This is a genomic window from Marinobacter subterrani, assembly GCF_001045555.1.
Classification (GTDB): domain Bacteria; phylum Pseudomonadota; class Gammaproteobacteria; order Pseudomonadales; family Oleiphilaceae; genus Marinobacter; species Marinobacter subterrani.
In genome coordinates, this window is the sequence record NZ_LFBU01000002.1 from 584772 (window position 1) to 610067 (window position 25296).

Sequence of the window (25296 nt, forward strand, 5' to 3'; positions counted from 1 at the left end):
GATGAAATTTTCATCTGACCCCGTTTTCATCTGACCCCATTTTTACGGTCGGGCTACGCCCGCGGCATTGGCAGGTCGGGTAAGGCGTTGTCCTTTGCCAGGCCCTGCATCAGCAGTTTGACACTGGTCTCTTCCTCGCCCATGTGGGCATTCAGTCGGCTCAGCTCAGCCAGTGCTTCCCGGCTGCGCTTGAGTCTCAGGCTGGTTTCAAAGTATTCCCGGGCCTTGCCCCAGAGTTCATTGCGCAGGCTCAGCCGACCCAGGGCCAGCAGCAGTTCCGGGTTGTTGGGCCGGTCTTTCAGCCACTGTTCGGCCAGCAACAGCTGTTCATCGGGCTTCTGGCCCTGCACCCGGCCGTACAGGTTGATCAGTTCATCACTCCAGTGATTGCGCAGCACTTTACGTAACAGGGTCTCGGTCTGAACCTCGTCGCCCAGGCCGGCCAGTAGCCGGGCATAGTCCCGAATGGTGAATTCGTCACGGCGCAGGAAACCGGGCAGCTCATCCCAGAGCCGGGTGAGTGGCTCCAGGGATGCGTCCGGATTCTGTTGCTGCTGGCGCCGGCAGTCTTCCGCGGCGCGCTCAAGCAGGTTGTGCCAGACCTGGCGTTCCAGGTCATTCAGCTCTGTTTCGGGTAACACGTTGCGCTTGCGCAATTCCGGCAGCAGCTTCGACAGTTCCCGCCAGTCTTCCAGCCTCAGGTAGGTGTTTTTCAGCAGTTTCAGCACGAAGGGGTGGTGGGGCGATTGCTTGCGCAGCCGAATCAGGGTGGCCAGTGCCTGCTCCAGCCGGTTGCCCGCCAGTTGCAGTTGGGCCTGGGTAATGCCCACGGCCATATCAGACCCGGGCGTGCTGTCAAAGGCCTTCCGTAGCAGCTCATCCACGGCTTCGTGATCACCGGTTTCGAACGCTGCCTGGGCGGCCGCCAGGTAATTGATCAGCGGGGTATCGGCGTGGTTTGCCGACGCCGTGAGCAATTTCCGGGCCCTGGGCCAGTTGCCCTCGGCCAGCGCCAGCAGGCCCTGAGTTGTCCGGCGGCGTGCCCGGCGCTCGTTGCTACGGGCAATCCAGCCGGCGACCAGCCCGGTGCCGCGCCGCAGCCGGCGCACAAGATTGATGACCAGTACCGTGAGGGCGATGACCGTGATCAGAAGCACCAGGCCTACCCAGAAATTGGTCTCGATCAGGTAGTGTCCCAGGCTGATCCGGATATAGCCCAGGTCGTACTGCAGCCCCAGCGAGAGCCCGGTGCCAATCAGCAGTGCCAGCAGAACAATGAATAATAGACGGATCATGAATCACCGCCCTCATTCCCCTGGCTAGCGCTGTCACCACCAGTAGACTCACTGGCATTCAGGCGGCCGGCCAGCCGTTGCTTGAGAAGGTCCAGTGACTGACTGATATCCGGCAGGTCCGGGTCGACATTCCGTTGAGCCAGCTCGGCAAGGGTTTCGGTCAGCGCCTTGACCCTTGGGTTGCTGGCATCGTACCAGTCTTTGATCGTAGTGCGGGCTTTGGTCAGTGCTCGCTCATACAGTGCCTGATTACCCCTAAGAACGGCCATTTCCGCTTCTTCCAGCATCAATTGAAGATTGAGGCGGGCGTAGGCGCTCTGGTCTGGCGACAGCAGGGGTTTGACCGGCTCATCCATCCGGCGAACCACAACCACCTGCATCAGGGTTGATTTCACCTTTTGCCAGGCTCGCGCCAGCAGGCCGGGTTCGCCGGTTGTTTCAGTTGGCTTGCCGGAGTCGGATCCGGGCACAAAGCCCGGGGCATTTTCATGAACCAGAGCCTGGTCGGTCAGCTGGTTGATGCTGTCGATGGCCGCTTCCAGCTTCAGGTAGAGTCCGGTCCGGTCGACATCGGTCAGGCCCTTCAGCGCAAGGATTTCACGGGCCAGCTGTTGGCGAACCGGGTAGACGCCGATGTCATCGGATTCAGCCAGTACTTCGTCCGCTGCCTGCAGCGCGGACAATGCACCGGCAATGTCCTTTTCGATCATCAGCCGCTGGTTCGCGATCCGCAGCAGATACTCGGCCTCGGCCAGCAGCCAGTCAGTGCGGGTTCGATTGCCGGCCTCCAGCAGTTCCCGGGCGTTATGGTCGACCTGGCGTTGCTGGGTGGCAAGCAGTTCGCGCTGGCTGGCCAGTTTTTCTTCGAGGGTTATCAGGCGCTCGCTCATCTGGCTGCCACGGTCGCCGTAAAGATTTTCGAGCTGGGCGGTGTCCTGTTGCACGGCCTGCAGGGTCTGCCTGACGGCCTGATAGTTGTTCCACTGCTGCCAGCTCCACAGCGCGAGGGCAACTGCAAGGATCAGGGCAATAACGGCAATCAGCCAGACTGGCCAGAGTCTCTGGCGGGCGGATGAATCCCTGGAGACGGGTACGGGCAGTTGATTCGTTGTGTCAGTCACGGGCGTCCTTACTTGGCTTTTCCGGAGCCACCGTCCCGGCCGGCAAGTTGCTCTGCAACCCTGGCCACGATGTCGTTATCGGCAAGGCTTCCTGGTATACACGGATTTGTGAATCCCGCTGCCCGGGCCTGTTCGGCAACCCGATCTGCGGGAACAATCAATAACCTATCGTATAGATTATGGCTGCTATTCGCACTGAGTGCGATGAGATTGTTCAAGGTTTCGCCGGAGAGCACGATGAGGGCGTCGGGCGCGAAGGTCTGAAACTGCGACCGGAGCTGTTCCGCTGTGTACTCGGGGCGGCACCGGCGATACAGGGGCAGGGGCGTGACCCGGGCGCCCCGGGCTTCGAGGGTGTCCCGGATCAGCTCGCGGCCGGTTTCCCCCCGGGCGAGCAGCACCTGCTCACCCTGCAGGCTGGCGAGTGACGGTAGGGCCAGCAAGGCTTCACTGGTCCAGCCACTGGGTGGCTTTTGCGGGTCAAGCCCATGCTCTGCCAGTACCGCCGCGGTGCCTGCGCCCACGCCATACCAGCGCAGGCCCATGGGAATCTGAGGCCACCAGGTGTCAATCTCAGCCAGCAGCAGGCGGGCGGCAAAAGGGCTGACGGCGATAACGTGGGAGTACTCATCAAGGCTCAGGATGAGTGTGCGCCGCTCGGGCGTTTCCGGCAGGGGCTCCCGGTCAATCAGCGGCAGGATACGCACGTCGGCGCCAGCGGCCCGGAAACGGCTGGCGAGCCGTGATGCCTCCGGTTCTGGCCGGCAGACCAGGATCCGCCGGCCCTTCAGGTCGGGCTCAGGTGGGTGTGTGGCCATAGATTTCTGCCAACACCTTGTCGGCACCCAGGGCCAGCAGGTCCTCTGCCAGTTCCCGGCCCAGGCGCTCTCCTTCGGCCCGGGGAGCGCGGCCCTCGACCCGGAAGATCTGGGTACCGTCAACGGCGCCCACCAGGCCGCGCAGCCAGAGTGTGTCGTCATCCTCAAGCAGCGCATAGGCGGCGATCGGCACCTGGCAGCCACCCTCCAGGCGACGGTTCAGGGCCCGTTCGGCCTTGACCCGATCCGAGCTGTCCTTGTGGTTCAGGGGCTCGAGCATGGCCAGCAGGTCATGGTCGTCCACCCGGCATTCGATGCCGAGGGCGCCCTGGCCGACCGCCGGAAGCGACACCGTATCCGGCAGGCAGTAGCGGATGCGTTCATGGAAACCGAGACGCTTGAGGCCGGAGCTGGCGAGCACAATGGCTTCGTATTCGCCGGCATCGAGCTTGGCCAGCCGGGTGTTGACGTTGCCGCGCAGCACGCGGATCTGCAGGTCCGGGCGGTAGGCCCGCAACTGGGCTTCCCGGCGCAGGCTGGCGGTGCCAACCACCGCGCCCTGGGGCAGGGCGTCGACATTGTCGTACCGGTTGCTGACGAAGGCATCGGTGGGGTCTTCCCGCTCGCAGATGGCGACCAGCCCCAGGCCTTCCGGGAATTCCATGGGCACGTCCTTCATGGAGTGCACCGCCAGATCCGCACGGCCGTCCAGCATGGCTTCTTCGAGTTCCTTGACGAACAGCCCCTTGCCGCCGATTTTGGCCAGGGGCACGTCCAGGATCTTGTCGCCCTGGGTCTTGATCTTCACCAGCTCCACAGAGATGTTGTCGTGCAGCCTTTCCAGTTCGGCCTTGATGAATTCCGCCTGCCACAGCGCCAGTGCGCTGCTGCGGGTTGCAATGCGAAGGGTACGTTTGGACATGATGCTCGCTGTCGGTTCGGAAAATGTCCGCCAAGGTTACCCTGTGGCGGCAGAAAAGTCCCGTGGCTACCCCCTTGGGGGTGGTGCCGGTTCAGCCCGGCTGGTGCTCCTGGAGCCACTGGCGCACATTGCTGGTGTGCCGGCGACTGACCGGGAGTTGCCCCCGGCCGTCCCTGAGCAACACCAGGTTGTGGCCGTCGGGCGTCCGTTTCAGCCCCTGGATAAAGCGGACGCCCACCAGCGTGTTCCGGTGGATCCTGAGCAGAGTGCCCGGATAACTGCTCTCCAGCTCCTTCAGGGTATAGTCACACACCGTTTCGCCCCGGTCGTGGTGAATGGTGACGTATTTCTGATCCGCCTCGCAGTAGAGGATTTCCCGCAGATCGATCAGCTCGGTGCCTCGATGGGTGCGCACCGCGAGCTGTTCCGGGCCCTGACCGGACTGGCCGTTCAGTGCCTGCAACTGTACCCGGTTGACTCTGCCGGCCCGTGCCAGGGCCTCGGCCAGAGCCTCCTTGCGGACCGGCTTGAGCAGGTAGGCCGTGGCCTGCACATCGAACGCCTGGATGGCGTAATGATCGTAGGCGGTGCAGAAAATCAGGGCGGGCGGATTGGTCAGCTGGCTCAGGCGGCTGGCGGCTTCCATGCCGTCCATGCCGGGCATGCGGATATCCAGCAACAGGATATCCGGCTCCAGCTCGGCGACCTGCTTCAGGGTGCTGTCGCCGTCTGCTGCTTCACCGCAGGCCCGGTAACCCGGAAGCGCGTCCACCAGGCGGCGGATCCGTTCCCGGGCCAGGGGTTCATCATCGGCGATCAGGACGCTGCGGGTATCACTCATGGCTGATCTCGGTTCGCTTTCCTTTGGCTGGTTGGTCTCGGGGTTTTCCGCTCGTCCGCCTTCTGACGGGGCAGTCTCAGGGTAACGGTATAGACATTGTTCTGGTGGCTGTGTTTGAGCACCGCCGGTTCACCGAACAGGGCCTGTAGCCGGGATTTGATGTTGGCCAGTGCCATTCGGTTGCCGTCGTGCTGATGACTGTTCTGTTCCGGTTTCGGGTTCTGCACCAGCAGGTAGACAAAATCACCCCGGGCCTGGGCCTCGATGCGCACCGTGCCGCCCTCAGGCCGGGGCTGAATGCCATGGTAGATGGCATTTTCCACCAGCGGCTGCAAGGTCAGTGGTGGAATCGCCTGCTGGTCCAGGCCACCTTCAATCTGCCAGTCCAGCTTCAGCCGCTCGCCGAGGCGCAGCCCTTCAATCGCCAGGTAGCGCTGGCACAACGCCAGCTCCCTGGACAGGGGGATCAACTGGTCGCCGGTGCGAAGGCTGGCGCGAAACAGCTCCGACAGATCCAGCACCGCTTCTTCGGCCCGGTCCGGATTGATGGCGATCAGGCTCGCTATGGTGTTCATGCTGTTGAACAGGAAGTGGGGCTGTATGCGGGCCTGGAGTGAGGCCAGATGCGCCTGCATTTCCGCTTCCCGCTGCTGTTGCCACTGGTGTTGCAGGTAAAAGTAGCGCAGCACCATCAGCACGATCAGCAGGGCCAGCAACAGTTTCTTGGCCACGCCCTGCCAGACAGCCACACCAGCCTCCGGGTGCAGAACGCTGTCGGCAAACAGGCTGAAGGCCAGCACATCCAGCAGAACGATGGCGACAATGATGGCCGTGGCGGCAGAGACCGACATCCGGGCAAGCCTGGCGCGCAGCAGGCAGATCAGCGCGGCACTGGTGAGGGTGGTCCACTGGACAAACAGCGACAGCAGGCCGAAGTAGTTCCAGTCGATCCAGCCCTGCTCCGCCTGCACGATGGCGAGCACCAGAACCAGCAGTTCACTGGTTACCAGCAACAGGAACACCGCCCGCACCCGGCACAGGTCCGGAACGTAGAACTCGTTCGTTGCCACTGCTTTGTCCCCGTTACGGGGTGTCTCCTTTACCCGGGTCAGAATGGTATACTCCCGCCACGTTCAATGTACCCAGTTCCCGCCAGATGATGCCGGGCTGTCAGCAGGAAAGATAGACCATGACGGATCAGAAAAAGTCTGACCAGACCACAAGCTCCGAAAAACCCTGGGGCGGGCGCTTCAGTGAACCCACCGATGCCTTTGTCGAGAAATTTACCGCATCGGTGGGATTTGACCAGCGCCTGTACCACCACGACATCACCGGCTCCATTGCCCATGCCACCATGCTGGCCGAGGTAGGCGTGCTCACCACTGAGGAGCGGGATCAGATTATCGAAGGCCTGAAAGGGGTCAAGGCGGATATTGAAGCCGGTAATTTCCAGTGGTCGGTCAGTCTGGAAGACGTGCACATGAACATCGAGGCACGCCTGACCGACCGTATCGGCATCACCGGCAAGAAACTCCACACCGGCCGCAGCCGCAACGACCAGGTGGCCACCGATATCCGCCTGTACCTGCGGGACGAGATTGACGTGATTGCCGACGAACTGAATCGCCTGCAAGCCGGCCTGCTGGACCTGGCTGAGCGCGAGGCGGATACCATCATGCCCGGCTTCACCCACCTGCAGACCGCCCAGCCGGTTACCTTCGGCCACCATCTGCTGGCCTGGTACGAAATGCTGGTGCGCGATGCCGAGCGCCTGCAGGACTGCCGCAAGCGGGTCAACGTGATGCCCCTGGGCGCCGCGGCCCTGGCCGGCACCACCTACCCCATTGATCGGGCGATGACCGCCCGCCTGCTGGGCTTTGACCGGGCCAGCGAGAACTCCCTGGACTCGGTCAGCGACCGGGATTTCGCCATCGAGTTCTGCAGTTTTGCTGCCCTGCTGATGACCCATTTGTCCCGTTTCAGCGAGGAGTTGGTGCTCTGGACCTCGGCCCAGTTTGATTTCATTGATCTGCCGGATCGCTTCTGCACCGGCTCGTCCATCATGCCCCAGAAGAAGAATCCGGACGTGCCGGAACTGGTTCGGGGCAAGACCGGCCGGGTGAATGGCCATCTGGTCAGTCTGCTGACCCTGATGAAGAGCCAGCCACTGGCCTACAACAAGGACAACCAGGAAGACAAGGAGCCCCTGTTCGACACCGTGGATACCATCAAGGGTTGCCTGAAAGCCTACGCCGACATGATTCCGGCGATCCGTGCCAAGGCGGATAACATGCGGGTGGCAGCCAAGCGCGGTTTCTCCACGGCTACCGACCTGGCCGATTACCTGGTGAAGAAAGGCGTGCCCTTCCGGGATGCCCATGAAATCGTCGGCAAGTCGGTGGCGTTCGGGGTGGCTGAAGGTCGCGACCTGTCGGATATGACCCTGGATGAGCTGAAGCAGTTCTCGGATCACATCGGCGAGGACGTGTTTGATGTGTTGACCCTGGAAGGATCGGTTCAGGCCCGCAACCACCTCGGTGGCACCGCGCCGGAGCAGGTGCGGGCTGCCGTTGGCCGGGCGCGCAGCCAGTTGGGCTGAACGAGGTTCCCGGGGGCGGGGGTTAGCCGCCGATCCGCCCCGTGGTCAGATCAACCGCCGCCGGCGTTAACTGTTCCAGCGGCTGTGGCCGGAATAACCGGTAGCCCTGGCCGTAATGAATGCCCAGGGTCCGGACTTTCCGCAGGGCATCGTCGCTCTCGATAAACGTGGCCACGGTCACCTTGCCGGCAGCTTCGGCAATCCGGTGCAGGGCTTCGAGCATCACCTGCTGCACCGGGTCATCCTCCAGGTGCTGCACCAGCCGCCGATCCAGCTTGATGATATCCACCGGCAGTTTTGCCGCCAGGCTGTAGCTTTCCACCGAGGCCCCGGCGCCGTCGAGGGCGACCCGGCAGCCTGCCCGGTGCAGGGCATCGCACAACACCGCGACATCATCCGGGTACTGGGTCGCATGGGCCTCGCGAATTTCCAGACAGAAGCAGTCCGGATCAAATGGCGACTCCCTCAGGGCCTGCGCCATAAAGTCCGCGAAGGTGTCATCCAGCACGCTGGCCAGCGACAGGTTAAACCCGCAGTACTTCAATCGAGGCTCCAGCAACGGCTGGCGGCCGAGCCAGTCCAGGGTCTGCCGGATAACCTGGCGGTCCAGGCGTTTGGCCAGGTCAAAACGCTCCGCAATGGGCAGAAAGTCGTCCGGTTTGAGCACCGTGTCGGCGTCCGGCGTGGCCGGAATCCGGCAGAGGATTTCTATGTGGTCGCCCCAGGTCGGGCTGGCCACAGGTCTCATGGCCTGGTACTCGAGAACCAGGTGATGATTGTCCAGCGCCTCGCGGATTTGCGCCACCCGTTTGCTGGCGGTGGAATCGTCAGTGTGACCGGCGAGTGCCCGGGCGGCATGGATGCGGTTGCGCCCGGAAGTCTTGGCGGTGTGGCACAGGTCTGCCGCCTGGCTGAGCAACTGTTCCGGGTCGCCCGGAATCTCGCTGTCCATAACCAGCAGGCCGCCAGAGGCGGTGGTCTGCAGCGTTTGCCCCTGCCACTCGAAAACGAATTCCCCGATCAGATCCAGGGTCTCCTGGGCGATTTTCCTGGCCCGGCTGTCCGGGCAGTTCTCGATCAGCAGCGCGAAGGTGTCTCCGGCCAGGCGGGCCAGCGCGTCCCGCTGTCGGACCCGTACCCCCAGGTTGCCGGCCAGCGCCCGCAGATATCGGTCGCCGGTGCCGCTGCCGGCCACATCATTGAAACGCTCAAAACCATCAAGATCGAGGTACAGCAGGCTGTCACAAGACTCGCGGTGGCTTTTCTGTTCCAGGGTGCGGTGCAGCCGGGCGATAAATTCCTTGCGGTTCATCAGCCCGGTTACCGGATCGTGGCGGATCCGGTAGTCGCCGTTTGAGGCATGGTTGAGCCTCGGCTCAATGCGCCGTGCCACGTGCACGGCACCGGTCACTTCGCCCTGTTCGTTGGTCAGGCGCTGGTAGTGAAATTCATGCACCGGCAGCTCCCGGGCCTGCTGCGCCATGGCCATTTCAACCACGAAACTGTCCCGCTCGAACGCCCGTCGCCAGAGCCGTTCCATCAGCCTGCGTTCATTGGGGAATTCCCGGAGCAGTTCGCTCAGGCTGTCGCCAGGCCCGGGGTTCACACCGAAAGTCTGCGCAAACTGGCTGGCCCAGGCGGCGTTGAAATGGAGCAGGTGGAACGACGAGTCAACCGCAACCACCAGATCCGGCGTTGCCCGGGTGGTTGCCGTCAGCATCTGTTCCGCATTCTGGCGGGCCCGGTCGAGGCGCATTTCCCCGGTTCGGTCCACGAGGGTGCCGCCAAGCCGCTGAACCCGGCCGCTCTGCTTGAGCGCGCGACAGTTGAGGATCACCCGGCGAGGGGTCTGGCGCGAGGTGAGAATATCGAGCTGAAGGGCAAAGCTTTCGCCGGTCCGCATACAGCGCCGGAACATGGCCCGGACCCTGGCCTGGCCGGTCTGGCAGTAAAACAGCGCCTGCTCCGGTGTGATATCGCTGCCGGGCTTCAGCTCAAGGATCTGAAACATGCCCTCGGTCCAGGTCATTTCGTTACTTCGGGTGTCGAGTTCCCAGATTCCGAAACCGGCGTTGCTCTCGGCCGAGCGCAGCAGCCGTGAATCCCGGGAGGTACTGTCACAAAGTGTGATGGTGGCGCTTGCGGCCTTGTCGGAGTCGCGCATGTCCAGGCGCAGGCTCAGGCTGCCGGTATAGAAGAAGCCCTCCTTGTGGCGGAAGGTCACCAGCACATTCTGGCCCCGCTCGATCCGGTGGCGGTTGGCCGGAGCGAAGGGGTCGTCCTGGCGCGAAGCCAGAATCCGGTGCACGGGCTGGCCTTCCAGTTCGCTGGCATCGTAGCCGAGGATGGCTTCGGCCTGGTGGTCAGCGAACAGCACTTTGCCCTCATCGTCGATGCGAACGACGGTCTGGCGATCAGAGGTCGGGACATGCTCCGAGCGATAGCGGCGAATGATGAACTCTTTCACGGAAGGTTAGCCTCGGGTGTTCTATTGCTTTTATTTTTTTGCCGGTTTTGCCACGATGCGACCATCATACTCATACTGACACTGAAAAGAACCTCTCCCCGGAGATGCCTTGAGCACCCACGCTGGCCCGATTGACCTCGATTTTGACGAGGGTATAGACCGCAAGACGCTCCGCCGCCTGAGGGACCGGTTTCTCGTGGTCAACCAGCAGCGCTGGGAGCGTGCCCACTCGGCGCTGGCCTACCGGCAAAAGCTGGTGCTGGAGATTCTTCCGCTGGCGTTTCACCTGAATCACCCGGCATTGCCGGGCTACCTGGACAGCGACTGTCCGTATGGTCTGAGTCACTTCAGGCCATCAGACGCTACCCTCCATGCTGCCCGTCGGCTGGCCCGTACCTTTTCCCTGAAAGATGAGGGCAAGCGCAAACCCGACCTGGACGCCATGTTCCTGATGGGAAGCCCGGGCACCCTGGGGCATTCGGTTGCCAGTGATCTGGATGTCTGGCTCTGCCACCGCAATGATTTGCCCGAGCGCGGCGTTCGCTGCCTCGAGCGCAAGGCCGAAAAGCTGGCCGGCTGGGCCGAAACCTTTGGCGTGGAGCTGCATGTCTTTGTGTTCTCGTCCGCGGACTGGCGGGCCGGACGCCAGCGGGCAGAGGTCACCGGCGAGAACTGTGGCAGCGCCCAGCACTTTCTGCTGCTTGACGAATTCTACCGCACCAGCATCCACCTTGGTGGTGCCTGGCCGATGTGGTGGCTGATACCGCCCAAGCTGGAGACCAGCTATGACGAGTGCATGCGCAAGCTGGTGGATTGCCGGTTTGTGCGGGCCGATGAGTACATTGATTTCGGCCCGGTGCCTTCGATACCGGAGGCGGAATTTCTTGGTGCCGGGGTCTGGCAGCTTTACAAGGGCATCGACACCCCCTGGAAGTCCATTCTCAAACTGCTGCTGATCGAATGTTATGCGCGGACCACCGGTCAGGCATTGCTGTCCAGCGAGTTCAAGCAGGCTGTCTTTCGGGGTGAAACCGACGCCGACCGGCTGGATCCCTATATCATGCTTTATGACCGGCTGGAGAGCTGGCTCTGCGGGCCGGAGCTGGCGTCGCGGCTCGATCTGGTTCGCCGCAGCCTGTATCTCAAGGCCGGCCTGCCATTGACCCGAGCCGAGGTGTCTCCGGAGCAGTGGCGGGTGCGCCTGCTGCGACAACTGGTGGAACGCTGGGGCTGGCCGGAAACTACCCTGACCGAGCTGGATCAGCGCCAGCGCTGGCGGGCTGAGGATGTCATCACTCTGCGCCGGATCATTGTGAGCGAGCTCACCCACAGTTATCGGCTGCTCTCGAAAATGGCGAGGGAGCATGGCCGGCGGGCGGCCATCAGTGACAGTGATATCAATCTGCTGGGGCGCAAGCTGTACGCGGCGTTCCAGCGCAAGGCGGGCAAGGTTGAGCAGATCAACCCGGGCCTGGCGCCCTCGCTGGCCGAGGAAAATCTTGCCTTCCATCACCAGTCAGAGCAGGGCAGTGACGGCGCCGGCTGGCTGCTTTACCGCGACCTGGAAGATCCCGCCGACGCCTTCTGGCAGCCGGTGATCCGCCGCTCCGGCAATCTGGCCGAGGTGATGGTCTGGTGTTACTGCAATGGTCTGCTGACGCGCTCGACCCGGCTGAATGTCCGGGCCGGCACCACCATCGCCTCGGTGAGTGAGCTGCGGGAAATGCTCGATGCGCTGAGTGGATTCCTGCCGTTCCCGATCGGGGCCGCGCCCCGGGAAAGCCTGTCCCGGGGCGTCCGGCCCCTGAGAAACCTGCTGCTGGTGAATGTCGGCCTGGACCCACAGGCGCACCTGACCGACAAGGGGCTTCACAAGCTGAGCGCCCGGCACGATTCCCTCGGCTTCAGCGGCGGCCGGGAAAATCTGGTGATCAGCATTGACCAGATCACCTTCAACAGCTGGCATGAGGTCAGCCTGCAGCATTACGCCGCCGGCGACACGCTCATCCAGTGCCTGAAAAACGTTCTGGCCTCGGTGGCGGCCAACCCGTCCGAGTTGCCCGGCATCCAGGTGCACTGCCACAACCGGGGCCACGGCTCTGCCATTGCCCGCCGGGTCCAGGAACTGTTTGCCGATGTACTCAGGCCATTCTTCGCCGGTGGTTCCGGGCCGCACCCGCTGCGCTATGTCATCGAAATGGATCGCCGTTACTTCCTGCTGCAATTCAACGGCCTGGAGCCGCACTTCGTGGCGCTGGAGAGCCTGGATGCGCTGATGGAGTTTCTCGCACTGCCCCAGGAGCGCTACCTGCCGGTGGTATTCGACCGTTATGCGCTGCAGGACGAGCCGGCCCTGCGGGCGGTCTGTCAGGCCAGTGAACCGGACAATATCCAGGTGTTCTACCGGGTTCTGGGCGACCAGGCGCGGCTCTGGGTGGTTGATGAACTCGGCTCGGTATTCAGCTGGGAACAGCCGGTGACCAGCCGCCGGCATTTGCTGCTGCCGGTACTGCGGTTCCTCGATAATCTGATTGAACGGCGGTTGCTGCGGCACACGGAATCGCCGGGCGTGGTGGCCGGCGTGCAATGCTACGAGATTGTCCGGCGGGACGACGCCTGGCGCGCCGAATACCGGCCGGAAACGGACTCCGGGGTGTTGCTGCCCGGGCTTGAGGTGCAGGCCGTGGGCATTCACGAAGGCGACAGCCGGCTGCGCTTTGACATTTTCTGTGGCGAGCAGGAATTCACCGTGCAGGAATACGGCGACCAGCTTATCCCCGCAGTGGCCCACTACATCCGCTCCCTGCGCCCGAGCGGTGAGGTCTACCCGGTGTATCTGACCGACCTCCATCTGCCCCACGACATTGACCCGCGGGTCTATCAGCAGGATATCCAGACCAGCCAGTACCTGTATTACCGGTCGGTGCTCGAGCAATCCCTCAACCGGCAGCTTGCGAACGGGCGCTGATCTCGCCGCACGGTGCGGGTCTCAGGTATACTGCGGCCATAGTGAACTCAGGGGTAGCAGGTATGCGAGTGTGGACTCTGCCAATCATGGTGCTGATGCTGGCGTTGACAGTGAGCGGATGCGGCCAGAAAGGGCCGCTGTACCGGGACAGCCAGGACATTTCGGCCAAGGTTGTGAACGGGGCACCGGATGATGAAAAACGCGAGTAACACCCCGGCCTTGTCGCTCCGATAAACGAATCAGGAAACTCATGGATCATTTCAACTATCGCAACGGCGAGCTCTACGCCGAGGATGTGCCTGTCTCGACCATTGCCGAGCGGTTCGGGACACCAGCCTACGTTTATTCCCGTGCTACCCTCGAGCGCCATTATCGCGCCTACGACGATGCCCTGCGCGACCACCCGCATCTCGTGTGTTACGCGGTAAAAGCCAACAGCAACCTGGCGGTGCTGAATGTCCTGGCCCGGCTTGGTGCCGGTTTCGATATCGTGTCGGCCGGCGAGCTGGAGCGGGTGCTGCGGGCCGGCGGCGATCCGGCAAAGGTGGTGTTCTCCGGGGTGGGCAAGCAGGAATGGGAAATGAAGCGGGCCCTGGAGCTGGGCGTGCGCTGTTTCAATGTTGAATCCGATACCGAGCTGGACCGGCTGAATGCCGTGGCCGGTGAGCTGGGCGTCAGGGCGCCGGTTTCCCTGCGGGTGAATCCGGATGTCGATGCCGGTACTCACCCCTACATCTCCACGGGCCTGAAAGAGAACAAGTTCGGGATTGATATTGCCGAAGCACCGGAGGTTTATGCCCGGGCCGCGAGCCTGCCGAACCTGGAGATCAAGGGCGTGGATTGCCACATCGGCTCCCAACTGACCAGCGTCTCGCCGTTTCTGGATGCCCTGGACCGGGTGCTGGCCCTGATCGACACCCTGGCAGGCCGGGGGGTTCATATCCGTCATTTGGACATGGGGGGTGGGCTCGGCGTTACCTACAACCAGGAACAGCCGCCTCAGCCGTCGGATTATGTCCGGGCGCTGGCCGAGCGCCTGGGCGACCGCAAGCTGGAACTGATTCTCGAGCCCGGCCGCTCGATAGCCGCCAATGCCGGGATCCTGGTGACCCGGGTGGAATTCCTCAAGTGCACAGCGCACCGGAACTTTGCCATCATTGACGCCGCCATGAACGACCTGATTCGCCCGGCGCTATACAGCGCCTGGCAGGCCATTATCCCGGTCAAGCCGCACCAGGATGGCGAGGAAAAAGCCTGGGATCTGGTCGGCCCGGTCTGTGAAACCGGCGATTTCCTGGGCAAGGACCGCCCGCTTAGCCTGCAGGCCGGCGACTTGCTGGCTGTTCGCTCCGCCGGCGCCTATGGTTTTGTGATGAGCTCCAATTACAACACCCGGAACCGGCCGCCCGAACTGATGGTCGATGGCGACCAGGTGCATGTGGTGCGTCGCCGCGAAACCCTCGAAGACCAGCTCGCGCCCGAGAGCTGCCTTCCGGCATGAGCGGGAGTGAGGAGATGAACCAGCAGCGCCGCACCCAGGGCCCCACACTCCGGTTCACCAAGATGCATGGGCTGGGTAATGATTTCATGGTGGTGGATGCCATCAGCCAGCCGTTCCGCCTGCGCCCGGAGATGATCCGGGAGCTGGCCAACCGGAATTTCGGCATCGGCTTTGATCAGTTGCTGGTGGTGGAACCACCAGGCCTGCCGGATGTGGATTTTCGCTACCGCATTTTTAACGCGGATGGCTCGGAGGTGGAGCAGTGCGGCAATGGCGCCCGTTGTTTCGCCCGGTTTGTGCGCGACCAGCGCCTGACCAATAAGAAGGTGATCCGGGTTCAGACCGCCAAGGGTGTGATCGAATTACGCGTGGGCCGGGATGGCATGGTCATGGTCAACATGGGGGTGCCCGAGCTGAACCCGCCGGCCATTCCGTTTGCCGCTGACCGCCGCAAGGATGTCTACACCGTGGATGTGGATGGCCAGACGGTGGAACTCAGTGCGGTGTCCATGGGCAATCCCCACGGTGTGTTGCTGGTGGACGATGTTGACTCGGCACCGGTGGAAACCCTGGGGCCGAGGCTGGAGCGGCATCCCCGCTTCCCGGCCCGGGCCAACATCGGTTTCCTGCAGATACTGGATCGCAGCCATGCCCGCCTTCGGGTATTTGAGCGCGGCTCCGGCGAAACCCTGGCCTGTGGCAGCGGCGCCTGTGCTGCGGTTGTCGTCGGCTGTTTGCGTGGCCTGCTGGATCATCGCGTGGAAGTGGAGCTGCGGGGCGGCAAGCTGGTCATTGAATGGCAGGGTGAAGGTACCCCTGTTATGATGGAAGGGCCTGCGACCAGCGTATTTGAAGGGCAGTTACGGCTACCGGGTGACTCTGGCAGTCGCCGCCGGAGGGGCAGCGCCCGCCCCCACAAACAACGACCCTGACAGCCAGGAGTGCACCATGACAGAACAAGCGGCCCACCAGAAGGCCGGAGCCCTGACCCCGGAAGAGGTAGCGGAGTACCTGCGCGCCAACCCCGATTTCTTTGTCGGCCAGGACGAATTGCTGCGCAGCCTGACCCTGCCTCATGACAGCGGCCGGGCCATTTCCCTGGTCGAACGTCAGGTTCACCTGTTTCGTGAGCAACGGGATACCCTGCGCCGGGAGCTGGTGGAACTGGTGTCCATTGCTCGCCACAACGATCGGCTGTTTGAAAAGAGCAAGCGCCTGTTAATGCAAGTGATTGAAGCCCGGACGCTCAATGACATGGCCTCGGCGATTGATGACAGCATCCGTGGCGATTTCGGTCTTGATGCCGCCTCGGTGCTGCTGTTTACCGACTCCGAACTCCCGGGGGCGTCCCAGGGTGCTCTGCATGTGGTGAGTCCGTCCGCTGCCCGGGAACGGCTTGGCAGCCTGCTTGAAGGCGAACGCGCGGTCTGTGGCCAGTTCCGGGAGAGCGAGCGGGAGCTTCTGTTCCCGGGTCGGGAAGAGGCCATTGCCTCCGTCGCGCTGGTGCCTTTGCGCCATGGCGAGCTGGTGGGCCTGTTCGCCGTTGGCAGCTGCCAGCCAGGCTATTTTGACCAGAGCATGGGCTCGCTGTTCCTCAGCTACATCAGCGACACCCTGAGCCGGCTGCTGCCACCGATGATCCTGCGCCACACCCTGGCCGCCCCGGTTACCGATATGGCGGCGGAGTCGCGCTGAGGTGTCCGGAACTCCGGCGGTGTCGGATGTGCCCGATGAGCTGGGCCGGCCGGTAACCGATTTTATCCGTCACCTGGCGTCGGAGAAACGCCATTCCCCCAGAACCTGCGACAGCTATCAGCGGGATCTGCTTCGCCTTGCGGGCTGGCTGGCCGGCAGTGGGCAACTGGCCTGGCAACGGGTAACCAACCATGACCTGCGCCGCTATGTGGCCACCCTCAGCCGGGCCGGCCTGTCGGGCCGGAGCATTGCCCGGCACCTGTCCGCGACGCGCCGGTTTTACCAGTTCCTGCTCAGGGAGCGGCTGGCAACCGATAACCCCGCGCTCGATATCCGCGCCCCGAAAACTGGCCGGCGTCTGCCCCGGGTGGCCGACGTCGATCAGCTGAGCTATCTGCTGGACAGCCCCCCGGAAGACCCGCTCGAAGTCCGTGATCTGTGCATGTTTGAACTGATGTACTCCTCCGGCCTGCGGCTGGCGGAGCTGGCCAGCCTGGATGTGGATACCGTCGACCTGCGCAGTGGCGAGGTCAGGGTCGTGGGCAAGGGCGCTAAGCAGCGGCTGCTGCCGGTTGGCCGAAAGGCGGTGGCATCAATCCGGGCCTGGCTGCCCCAGCGGGCCGGGCTGGCCAATGACGGTGAGAAGGCCCTGTTTGTCAGCCAGCGGGGCGAGCGACTCAGCCATCGCAGTATTCAGGCCCGCCTGAGCCGCTGGGGAATCACCCGGGGCGCCGACCAGAAGCTCCACCCCCATCTCCTGCGGCACTCCTTTGCCAGCCACATGCTGGAATCCAGTGGTGATCTCCGGGCGGTTCAGGAATTACTCGGCCACGCCGATATCGCCACGACCCAGGTCTATACTCACCTTGATTTTCAACATTTGGCCCGGGTTTATGATCAGAGTCATCCCAGAGCACGCAGAGATTCGTATCATGGCAAGACCAATGATGAAAACACCTCAGGCCAGTGACCAGCGCGCGGGTCTTTTTCAGTCACTCACCGGACAGCAAGGGTAAACGGGAGCGCTCCATGGCATCGGATCAGTCCTGGAAGGAAAAATACCTTCAGGAACTCGAATCTGCAGAGAACCGGGAACAGCAGTGGAAGGTCGAGCGAAACTCCCTGGAACGCATGTTGGTGCGCACCAGCCTGGCATCCGAGGGCCAGGCGCCTGAGCTTGACCGGTTGTTGGCCCGCCTTCGCAAGGACCTCCGGAAAAACAGAGTGGATGTGGAGGCCTGGAAGGAGCTGCAGGACCAGATCGACCGCCAGGTCGCCCTGCTGGACGAACACCAGGCCTCGGCCGAGAAGAAACGGTCGTTGTTCTCGCGCAAACGGCGGGATCCGGAGCCGGTCAACGGGCCAGGGCCGCAGCCAGAGCCTGTCCCGCCCTCAGAAGCCGCTAACAAGCCGGGCAATGCCCAAGACATTGAAGACAATGCCCAGCGGCTGCGCATTGCCCGCCGGGTGGGTCAGCTCCTGGGCCAGATGCTCGCGCAGGTCTCCCTGGAACCCGCCACCGAGGCCAGGGCCAGGGCCCTTCAGCAATCCCTGCTGGCAAGCAATGACTGGAATGAGCTGCGGGAAGGGCTGAACCACGTGGCGGAACTGGTGATTGCCGCCGTTACCCGCAGCAAGCGGGAATTCGAGGCGTTTCTCAAGCGGCTGGATGAGCGCCTGGAACTGCTGCGGGGGCATTTCTCGGCGCAGTCGTCGGCCCAGTCCGGACGTCTGAATGCCTCTGAAAATCTTGATCGCGAGATCCGTGATGAAATTGAGCGCGTCGGGCTGCATTTGCAGGCCAGCGATAACCTCCAGGACCTGAAAAATTCGGTCAGCCGGCATCTGGCCTCCATCGGTCAGGCGGTGGGCCGCTTCCGCACCCAGGAGTCAGAGCGTGAGCGGGTGCTGTCCGAGCAGCTCGGTGCGATGCAGGAAAAAGTGGCGGCCATGGAGGCTCACTCGGAGCAGATGCAGGAGCAGGTTCGCAAGGAACGCCTGCGGGCAATGACCGACCTGCTCACCGAGTTGCCCAACCGGGAGGCCTGGCAGGAACGGCTGGCGTTCGAATACAACCGCTGGCAGCGCTACGGTCACCCGCTTACGGTCGGGGTGCTCGATATTGACCTGTTCAAGCGCGTCAATGACTCATACGGCCACAAGGCCGGAGACCGGGTGTTGCAGCTGGTGGCCAGGGAATTCAGGGAAGGCTTGCGCACCACCGACTTCGTCGCCCGCTTCGGGGGTGAGGAGTTTGTGATGCTGTTTCCGGAAACTGCACCGGTTGATGCCCGAACCGTGGTTGACAAGCTGCGGGAACATGTCGGGAAACTGCCGTTTCATTTCCGGGGCGAGCCGGTGGTGGTTACGTTTTCAGCGGGGCTGGCGGGTTTTGTTCCGGGTGATAATGAGGAGTCGGTTTTTGACCGGGCGGATCGCGCCCTGTATCAGGCCAAGGGCGCGGGCCGCGACCGGGTTGTCATCAGTGAGGAAGCGAGCTCCTAATGCCGCATCAGGGCATCCAGTTCATCGATGAGCTCGGCCCAGTCACTGTCATCTTCCAGACCTTCCTCCAGAAAATGCGACTGGCTCTCAGACCAGAGCGGGGCATCCTGGATTGCGACCTCGCGCGGCAGGGGCGAGTGCCTGGTGACAAAATCCTCGATGTCGCTGGCGCCGGAGGCCAGACCAAGTTGGTCGAACAGTGTGCTGAGGTTGTGTTTGCTGGTGTCCATTAACATTCCTTTCCGTTTGGCCGTTGGGCTGAATGAAATCGCAGGCGTTTGCAGGTATTGTTCCCTGAAATGTAGCGGAACCCCCGAGGATATCCAGTGAAGGCCTGCCTTCCCTTTTTACTGTGCTGCCTGTTGGCGCTGTTTCAATCCCCTGTGCGGGCGGAACCGCCGCAGGCGTCACCGGCGCCGGTGCTTGGCCAGCAGGAACTGGCCTGGCTTGCGGACCAGGAGCGCTTTCGCATCGGACTTTACACCAATCAGGTGCCCCTGGTGTTCGACACTGGCGAGGGTGTGCTGGCGGGGATCTACATTGATTACCTGGCCCGGTTGTCGGAGAAGCTGGATGTCGTTATCGAGCCGGTGCCCCTGCCTGCGGGGGAAGAAGGTAGCGAGGTGCCGGCCGAGGCGGCCAGTGATGCCATTCTGACGACGCGGATGCCGGGCATGCCGGTGGTGCCCGGCAAACGATTTACCGATCCACTGATGTCGCTGACCTATGGCCTGTTTGTCAGCGCCGGTGATGCCGCCATCCGCACCCTCGCTGACCTGGAGGGAAGCCGGGTTGCCATTATCGCCGGTGATCCCAACCAATACCCCATGCTGGATCCGGTCGAGGAGTTTACGCCGGTTCCTGCCGCCAGCGTCAGCGAGGCGGTTGGGCATGTGCTTTCGGGCAAGGCCGATGCGTTTCTGGCACCGGTACCCGTGGTTTCGGATTACCTGCAGTCGGCGATGGTGAATGGCATAGGTCTGTCGGACCTGCTCAGTGACACACCGGTTGAGGTTGTCTTGCGGGTCGATACCGGCAAGGATCGCCTGTTCCAGGTGCTGAACAAGGCGGTGGCGTCCATCAGCCATAACGAGCACCGGGTCATCCGGCAGTCCTGGCTGCAGGCGGGACAGCCCTTGATCGAGAAAACCGGTATCGAACTGTCCACCACCGATGTTGGCTGGCTCAAGCATCATCCGGATCTTACGGTGGCGTTCCGATCGGACTGGCCGCCATTTGAGTACGCCCAGGATGGCCGTCCCACCGGCCTGGTTCCGGATCTGGTGACCCGCCTGGAAGAGGAGTTGAACGTCCAGTTCAACAGAACCCTGGTTGCAAGCCGGATGGTTGCCGAGGAGCAGCTCCAGTCCGGTAAGGTCGACATACTGCCCGGGCTGTCCCGGACGCCGCGCACCGAAGACGACTTCCTGTTCACCCGTGCCTACCTGACCGTACCCATAGCTCTCGCGATCCGCGATGACGGGCGGTTTATCGGCGATCTCCGGGAGCTTCGCGATGAACGGGTTGGCGTGGTCAACCGGCACGCCGCCCACGATTACCTGCTGATCCATCATCCGAACCTGGACCTTTACCCGGTGGCCACTGTCGAGGAGGGGCTGCTGGCGCTCTCCAACGGCGACCTGGATGTGATGGTGACCCACATTCCGGCGGTCAGCTACACCGTTGCCCGGCTGGGTTTGTCGAACCTGAGGATTACCAGCATCACGCCCTACCAGTACGATCTCAGGCTGGCGGTGCGGAAGGATAATCCGGAATTGCAGCGGGTGCTGAACAAGGCTCTGGGGAACCTTGAAGCCAGTGAAACGGAGTCGATCTACAACCGCTGGATCCATCTCGATATTGAGCAGGAAGCCGATTACACGGTGGTGCGGCGGGTGGTACTGATCGCCGTCCTGGTGGTGCTGATTTTCCTGTACTGGAATCGCAAACTGTCCCGGGAGGTTGATGAGCGCATCCGCTCGGAGAACGCCCTGCGCCGCAGCGAGGATGAACTGAGGGCTGCCAAGCTCGAGGCCGAACGCCTGGCCCGGGAGGCGGAGACAGCCAGCCTGGCAAAAAGCGAGTTTCTGGCCAACATGTCCCACGAGATCCGAACCCCGATGAACGCGGTCATCGGCTACAGCGACCTGCTCAGCAACAGCGTCACCGACCCCCAGCAGCGTAATTACCTGGACGCCATCCGGGCCGGCAGCCGCAGCCTGCTGATGCTGATCAACGATATTCTGGACCTGTCCCGCATCGAGGCGGGAAAAATGCGGCTTGACTACTCCCCGGTCTCGGTTCGGCGCCTGCTGGGTGATGTCCGGCACATTTTTGATCTGCGGGCCCGGGAGCAGGGCATCACCCTGGAAGTCAGCGTTGATTCCGGGATGCCCGGGGCCATGATGCTCGATGAAACCCGCTTGCGGCAGGTTCTGTTCAATCTGGTCGGCAATGCTATAAAGTTCACCCACGAGGGTGGCGTTACGGTGCGTGCCACCGCGAAGCCCCTGAAACCCCGGGGAGAGGCCAGCCCGGGCTCCGGGACGCCGGCCCGTCAGTTCTACAAACTGGTGGTGACCGTCAAGGATAGCGGTATCGGTATCGCGCAGGATCAGCTGGATCGGATTTTTGACGCCTTTGAGCAGCAGGAGGGGCAGAACACCCGTCGTTATGGCGGGACCGGCCTGGGCCTTGCCATCAGCCGAAAGCTGGCGCGGATGATGGGCGGCGAGCTGGACGTTGAAAGTGAGTCAGGTCAGGGCTCGACGTTTACGGTGACCCTTCCGAGGGTAGAGGCGACCGTGGAGCATGCCGAAGACGAAGGTGCACCCAAGGAGTCGGATCGGCTGCTTGCCCAGACCCTGAGCATCCAGGAACGTGGCTGGCTGCGGGAACAGCTGGCTTCGGATTTTGGCGATGAGTGGGAAACGGTAAGGGAAAGCGGGGACCCTGAACAGATGAAAGACTTCGCCCGCCGTGTACTGGCCTGGGGCCAGCGATTCCGATCCCGCTCCGTGACCCAGTATGGTGAAAAGCTGCTTGCCGACGTGGAGGCGTTCAACCTGGACGCGGTCAACAGCACCCTGGAGGCTTTCCCGAAACTTCTGGGCCGCGAGGACTGACCGGCCCGGTGAAATGTTTACAGGCAGTCGAACTGTGAGCGGCGGTCAAAGGCAACGGATACCATGTCATAGCCGGAATCCGAAAGCTGCCGGATCAGCTCGCGGTCTTTCAGCAGGGTCATGCAGACCTTGTGGACACTGGCCTGAAGCTGTTCCGATGCCACCTGGCTGGAAGTCAGGCGGAAGTCCACAATGAGGTATTTGCGGTCAACCGGGGCACTGGCGGGAATGTCCTGACGCTCGACGCTTTCGTAACCGATGTAGGTTGCGTGGTCTTTCGGAAACACCTGGCTCAGCAGAATGTCCAGGTTTTCAGCCTGGGCAAAAGGCGCCGAAAACAGAAGCGCTGCGGCAGCGATTCGGAGTGCATGATGTCTGGTCATTGGCGGCCGCTCCCTGGTGGTCCGGTTAATATGTAACCAATTGTAAACTTTAGTTACGGTTGATTATCGCAGAGTCTGTCGCATTTTGCGTGATATTTGACAGTCATTTTTCAATTGTTTGCAGTCTGCACACAATGGCAGCGTGCGTTGCGGACTCCCGGAGCGCTGCGCGATCAACTATGATGTGGGAACGACGGACGTTAAGAGGAAAACGCATGTTTCAGCTTGTCTTTAAAGGGGAATGTGTTCCCGGAACGGATCCGGAAGCGGCGCGCAACAATGCCCGAACCCTGTTCAAGGCTTCGCTCGAACAGGTCGACCGTATGTTCAGCGGCCAGCCGGTGGTTATTCGTAACAAGCTGGAGGAGGTCCAGGCTGAAAAGTACCGGGCTGTGTTGAAAAAGCATGGCATGGTGGCTTACGTTCAGCCCATGGCCGATGCCCGGCCTGCTGCCGGCGCGGACCAGCAACCGAGACCCGCGGCGCCTGCGGGCCAGGCCAGTCAGCCGGCTGCCGTGCCGGCCGAACCCGCTCCTGACGCAGGGAACCGGGGTGCGGTTCCGAAAACAGAGCCTGGCGACCGTCTGCCGGTGGCTGGCGAAAAGGTGGACGACATTCTTGCCGGTACCGCGCTGAGCCTTGACCCGGTTGGCGTCACCCTGGCCGAGCATGAGGACGTGCAACCACCTATGTTTCAGCACCTGGATGAATGGAGCCTGGCGCCTGCCGGCAGTGATCTTGGTGTTGAGCGCGACCTGCCTCCGCCGGTGGTGCCCGATGTATCCCATCTGTCGCTGGCCGACGAAGACTCTTCGGACAGGACATGATGCGGCTGTGACTGTGCGGAATATCGGCAGGAGGCGGGTTTCCTGGTTACTGGCCGCGGCCCTGCTGTTACTCGCACCCAAGGTGCTGGCGGAAGACCGCCCCGTTGTCGGCCTGGTTCTCAGTGGTGGTGGTGCCAAGGGCATGGCGCATGTCGGGGTGCTCCGGGTTCTGGAAGAAATGCGCATTCCCGTTGACCTGATCGTCGGCACCAGTGCCGGTTCCGCCGTTGGTGCGCTCTACGCCAGTGGCATGCCCATCCCCGAGATCGAGCGGCGCTTTCTTCGCCTGGACTGGCTGGCCAGCTTCCAGGATAACCCCGGCCGGTCCTACAAACCGGTGCGTCGAAAGCGGGATGACTGGCGATTTCCAGTGGTGCCGGGTATCGGGGTCCGGGCCGATGGCCTGCATGTGGGTGGCGGTCTTGTCGCCGGCCAGAACCTGGGGTTCATCCTCAATGAGCTGACTCGTAATGCGGCGCTGGTTGAGGACTTCGATCGCCTGCCGATTCCTTTTCGTGCGGTCGCCACGGATCTTGAAACTGGCGAACAGGTGGTGATCGGTGAGGGCAATCTTGCCGAAGCCATACGTGCCAGCATGAGCATACCTGGCGTCTACGCCCCGGTTGAAAGGCACGGCCGGTTGCTGGTCGATGGTGGGGTCGCCAATAACCTGCCGATCAGTGTTGCCCGCGATATGGGGGCCGATATCATTATTGCGGTCGATATTACCGACAGTCTGATGCAAACCGATGAGCTGCGGGAGGCGTTCTCCGTGGTTGGCCAGCTCACCACCATCATGACCCGGCGCAACTCCGAACAGCAGCTGGCACTGCTGTCCGGGCAGGATGTGCTGATCCGTCCCGACCTGGAGGGCTACACCTCCGCTGACTTCTACGATGCCCCGATCCTGTTTGAACTGGGCGCCAGCGCCGCCCGGAAGCATGCCGTCGAACTCCACCCACTCTCGGTGTCGCAGGCTGACTGGCTCCAGTGGCAGGTGCGCCACCGCGCGCCGGAGGCAACCCAGGAGCCGGTGGCCCGGATCGAGATCGAGGGCGGCCGGCGACTGGCCAGTGACTTTCTCCGGGAGCGGATCCGCCAGAAGCCCGGTGAGAGGCTGAACCGGGATGAGCTGGAGGCGGATCTCAAACGCATCTACGGGCTCGGCTACTACGAGATTGTCTCCTATTCCACGGCGTCTTCCCCGGAAGGCACGATTCTGACGATCCGGGTCCAGGAAAAGAGCTGGGGGCCGAACTACCTGTCCTTCGGCCTCAACTACGAAGACAATTTCGATGGCGAAACCCGTTTCAATCTTGCCTCCTCACTGCGTATAACCGAGCTGAATGCCCTGGGTGGCGAGTGGCAGACCGGCCTCCAGCTGGGCACGGAACCCTGGGTTCGAAGCCAGTGGTACCAGCCGCTGGATTATGGTTATGAGCGTTTCCTGGTGCTCGGTGGTGAATACTCCCGGGATACCCTGAGCCTGTTTGACAGCGGGGGCCGCCGAATTGCCGAGGTGGATGTGGCCTTCCGCAAGGCGGACCTTGCTGTCGGTATGGAGATCGGTGGCAATGCCGAGGTCCGCCTGACCTATTCCCGGGGGTATGCGACGGTCGATGAACAGATCGGCCAGCCGGTGGCCCCGGAGGATTCGGTGCATCAGGGCGGCCTTGCCCTGCAATTGGTCCATGACTCACTGAATGACACGTTTTTCCCGAGCGCCGGTGGCTTCGCCGGCCTCCGGATGCGTATGGAACGGGATGGCCTGGGGTCCGACCGGCGGTTTGATTCGGTAACCGGCATGGCTCTGGGCACCGAGAGCTGGAGGGGGCTGACCCTGACCGGGTTGGTCTATGCCCATGCGGTCACCCGGGGCGTCCCCGGCATTGAAAATGCGGTTCGACTGGGTGGTTTCCGTCGGCTGTCGGCCTATGCTCCGGGTGAAATCACCGGCGCCGACGCCCTGATGGCGTCTGTCTACGCCAGCCAGACCTTCGGCGGGCCGCTTTTGCCCTGGTTTGTGGGTATCGGTTTTGAAGCCGGCAACGCCTGGTCGTCGCTGCATTCGGCGAGCTGGGACAGCGCGGTGAAGTCCTCAAGCGTGTTTGCCGGCGTGGATACCTTCCTGGGGCCGGTGCAAGTTGCGGCGGCCTATAACAACGAGGATAACTGGACTGCCTACCTCAATATCGGCTTTTCGTTCACCCAGTTGTTCTACTGAAAACC

Annotated in this window: 20 protein-coding genes; 11 read left to right on the top strand and 9 right to left on the bottom strand. The window is 62.5% G+C overall.

Annotation, left to right across the window (positions count from 1 at the left end; genetic code table 11):
- Positions 1-53: 53 nt before the first annotated feature.
- From msub_RS18595 to msub_RS18620, 6 genes are all read right to left on the bottom strand, one after another.
- A complete protein-coding gene (locus tag msub_RS18595; protein WP_048497622.1) occupies positions 54-1295 on the bottom strand; it encodes a heme biosynthesis HemY N-terminal domain-containing protein in 1242 nt (413 codons plus the stop codon).
- Positions 1292-2416 carry a uroporphyrinogen-III C-methyltransferase gene (locus tag msub_RS18600; RefSeq protein WP_048497623.1) on the bottom strand — a complete coding sequence of 375 codons (1125 nt, stop codon included), beginning with the start codon at positions 2414-2416 and terminating at the stop codon, positions 1292-1294. Before msub_RS18600 ends, msub_RS18595 begins: the two co-directional genes overlap by 4 nt.
- 8 nt (positions 2417-2424) lie before the next feature.
- Positions 2425-3234 (bottom strand): uroporphyrinogen-III synthase, encoded by an 810-nt coding sequence (locus tag msub_RS18605; RefSeq protein ID WP_048497624.1) that lies wholly within the window; start codon positions 3232-3234, stop codon positions 2425-2427.
- A complete protein-coding gene (gene hemC / locus msub_RS18610; RefSeq protein WP_048497625.1) occupies positions 3215-4156 on the bottom strand; it encodes a hydroxymethylbilane synthase in 942 nt (313 codons plus the stop codon). The genes msub_RS18605 and hemC overlap by 20 nt, the downstream gene beginning before the upstream one ends.
- A 91-nt stretch (positions 4157-4247) precedes the next feature.
- Positions 4248-4997, bottom strand: coding sequence for a LytR/AlgR family response regulator transcription factor (locus msub_RS18615; protein WP_048497626.1), 750 nt, complete (start codon positions 4995-4997; stop codon positions 4248-4250).
- Complete coding sequence (locus msub_RS18620; RefSeq protein ID WP_048497627.1) at positions 4994-6067, bottom strand: sensor histidine kinase; 1074 nt, start codon at positions 6065-6067, stop codon at positions 4994-4996. The genes msub_RS18615 and msub_RS18620 overlap by 4 nt, the downstream gene beginning before the upstream one ends.
- A gap of 119 nt (positions 6068-6186) precedes the next feature.
- Between msub_RS18620 and argH the strand changes: the two genes are divergently transcribed.
- Positions 6187-7596 carry an argininosuccinate lyase gene (gene argH, locus msub_RS18625; RefSeq protein ID WP_048497628.1) on the top strand — a complete coding sequence of 470 codons (1410 nt, stop codon included), beginning with the start codon at positions 6187-6189 and terminating at the stop codon, positions 7594-7596.
- Positions 7597-7618: 22 nt separating this feature from the next.
- On the opposite strand, the gene msub_RS18630 is transcribed toward argH, so the two are convergent.
- Positions 7619-10063, bottom strand: a complete 2445-nt coding sequence (locus msub_RS18630; RefSeq protein WP_048497629.1) for an EAL domain-containing protein — start codon at positions 10061-10063, stop codon at positions 7619-7621.
- A 109-nt stretch (positions 10064-10172) separates the two neighbouring features.
- On the opposite strand from msub_RS18630, the gene msub_RS18635 reads away from it, so the two are divergent.
- The 7 genes from msub_RS18635 to msub_RS18660 all read left to right on the top strand — a co-directional run bounded on the left by msub_RS18635 (position 10173) and on the right by msub_RS18660 (position 18732).
- A complete protein-coding gene (locus msub_RS18635; RefSeq protein WP_048497630.1) occupies positions 10173-13031 on the top strand; it encodes a class I adenylate cyclase in 2859 nt (952 codons plus the stop codon).
- Between the two features lie 62 nt (positions 13032-13093).
- Entirely contained in the window at positions 13094-13240 is a 147-nt protein-coding gene (lptM, locus tag msub_RS21370) for an LPS translocon maturation chaperone LptM (RefSeq protein WP_082146588.1), read from the top strand.
- A 41-nt stretch (positions 13241-13281) separates the two neighbouring features.
- Complete coding sequence (lysA, locus tag msub_RS18640; protein ID WP_048497631.1) at positions 13282-14532, top strand: diaminopimelate decarboxylase; 1251 nt, start codon at positions 13282-13284, stop codon at positions 14530-14532.
- 14 nt (positions 14533-14546) lie between these two features.
- Positions 14547-15464: a diaminopimelate epimerase gene (gene dapF, locus msub_RS18645; RefSeq protein WP_048497632.1), complete on the top strand. Its 918-nt coding sequence runs from the start codon at positions 14547-14549 to the stop codon at positions 15462-15464.
- 16 nt (positions 15465-15480) lie between these two features.
- Positions 15481-16227, top strand: coding sequence for a DUF484 family protein (locus msub_RS18650; RefSeq protein ID WP_048497633.1), 747 nt, complete (start codon positions 15481-15483; stop codon positions 16225-16227).
- A gap of 28 nt (positions 16228-16255) precedes the next feature.
- Positions 16256-17197 carry a tyrosine recombinase XerC gene (gene xerC / locus msub_RS18655; protein WP_048498025.1) on the top strand — a complete coding sequence of 314 codons (942 nt, stop codon included), beginning with the start codon at positions 16256-16258 and terminating at the stop codon, positions 17195-17197.
- Positions 17198-17256: 59 nt separating this feature from the next.
- Entirely contained in the window at positions 17257-18732 is a 1476-nt protein-coding gene (locus msub_RS18660) for a GGDEF domain-containing protein (protein ID WP_048497634.1), read from the top strand.
- Here msub_RS18660 and msub_RS18665 read toward each other — a convergent pair.
- A complete protein-coding gene (locus msub_RS18665; protein ID WP_048497635.1) occupies positions 18729-18962 on the bottom strand; it encodes a DUF2789 family protein in 234 nt (77 codons plus the stop codon). The genes msub_RS18660 and msub_RS18665 overlap by 4 nt on opposite strands.
- A gap of 96 nt (positions 18963-19058) precedes the next feature.
- Here msub_RS18665 and msub_RS18670 point away from each other — a divergent pair, with 96 nt between their 5' ends.
- Positions 19059-21857 carry an ATP-binding protein gene (locus msub_RS18670; RefSeq protein ID WP_048497636.1) on the top strand — a complete coding sequence of 933 codons (2799 nt, stop codon included), beginning with the start codon at positions 19059-19061 and terminating at the stop codon, positions 21855-21857.
- 17 nt (positions 21858-21874) lie between these two features.
- Here msub_RS18670 and msub_RS18675 read toward each other — a convergent pair whose 3' ends face one another.
- Positions 21875-22240 carry a hypothetical protein gene (locus msub_RS18675; protein WP_156182837.1) on the bottom strand — a complete coding sequence of 122 codons (366 nt, stop codon included), beginning with the start codon at positions 22238-22240 and terminating at the stop codon, positions 21875-21877.
- Positions 22241-22455: 215 nt separating this feature from the next.
- Between msub_RS18675 and msub_RS18680 the strand changes: the two genes are divergently transcribed.
- Together msub_RS18680 and msub_RS18685 are read left to right on the top strand one after the other, a co-directional pair.
- Positions 22456-23067 carry a hypothetical protein gene (locus msub_RS18680; RefSeq protein ID WP_048497637.1) on the top strand — a complete coding sequence of 204 codons (612 nt, stop codon included), beginning with the start codon at positions 22456-22458 and terminating at the stop codon, positions 23065-23067.
- A gap of 142 nt (positions 23068-23209) precedes the next feature.
- Positions 23210-25291 (top strand): patatin-like phospholipase family protein, encoded by a 2082-nt coding sequence (locus msub_RS18685; protein ID WP_406564713.1) that lies wholly within the window; start codon positions 23210-23212, stop codon positions 25289-25291.
- The last annotated feature ends 5 nt before the right edge of the window (positions 25292-25296 follow it).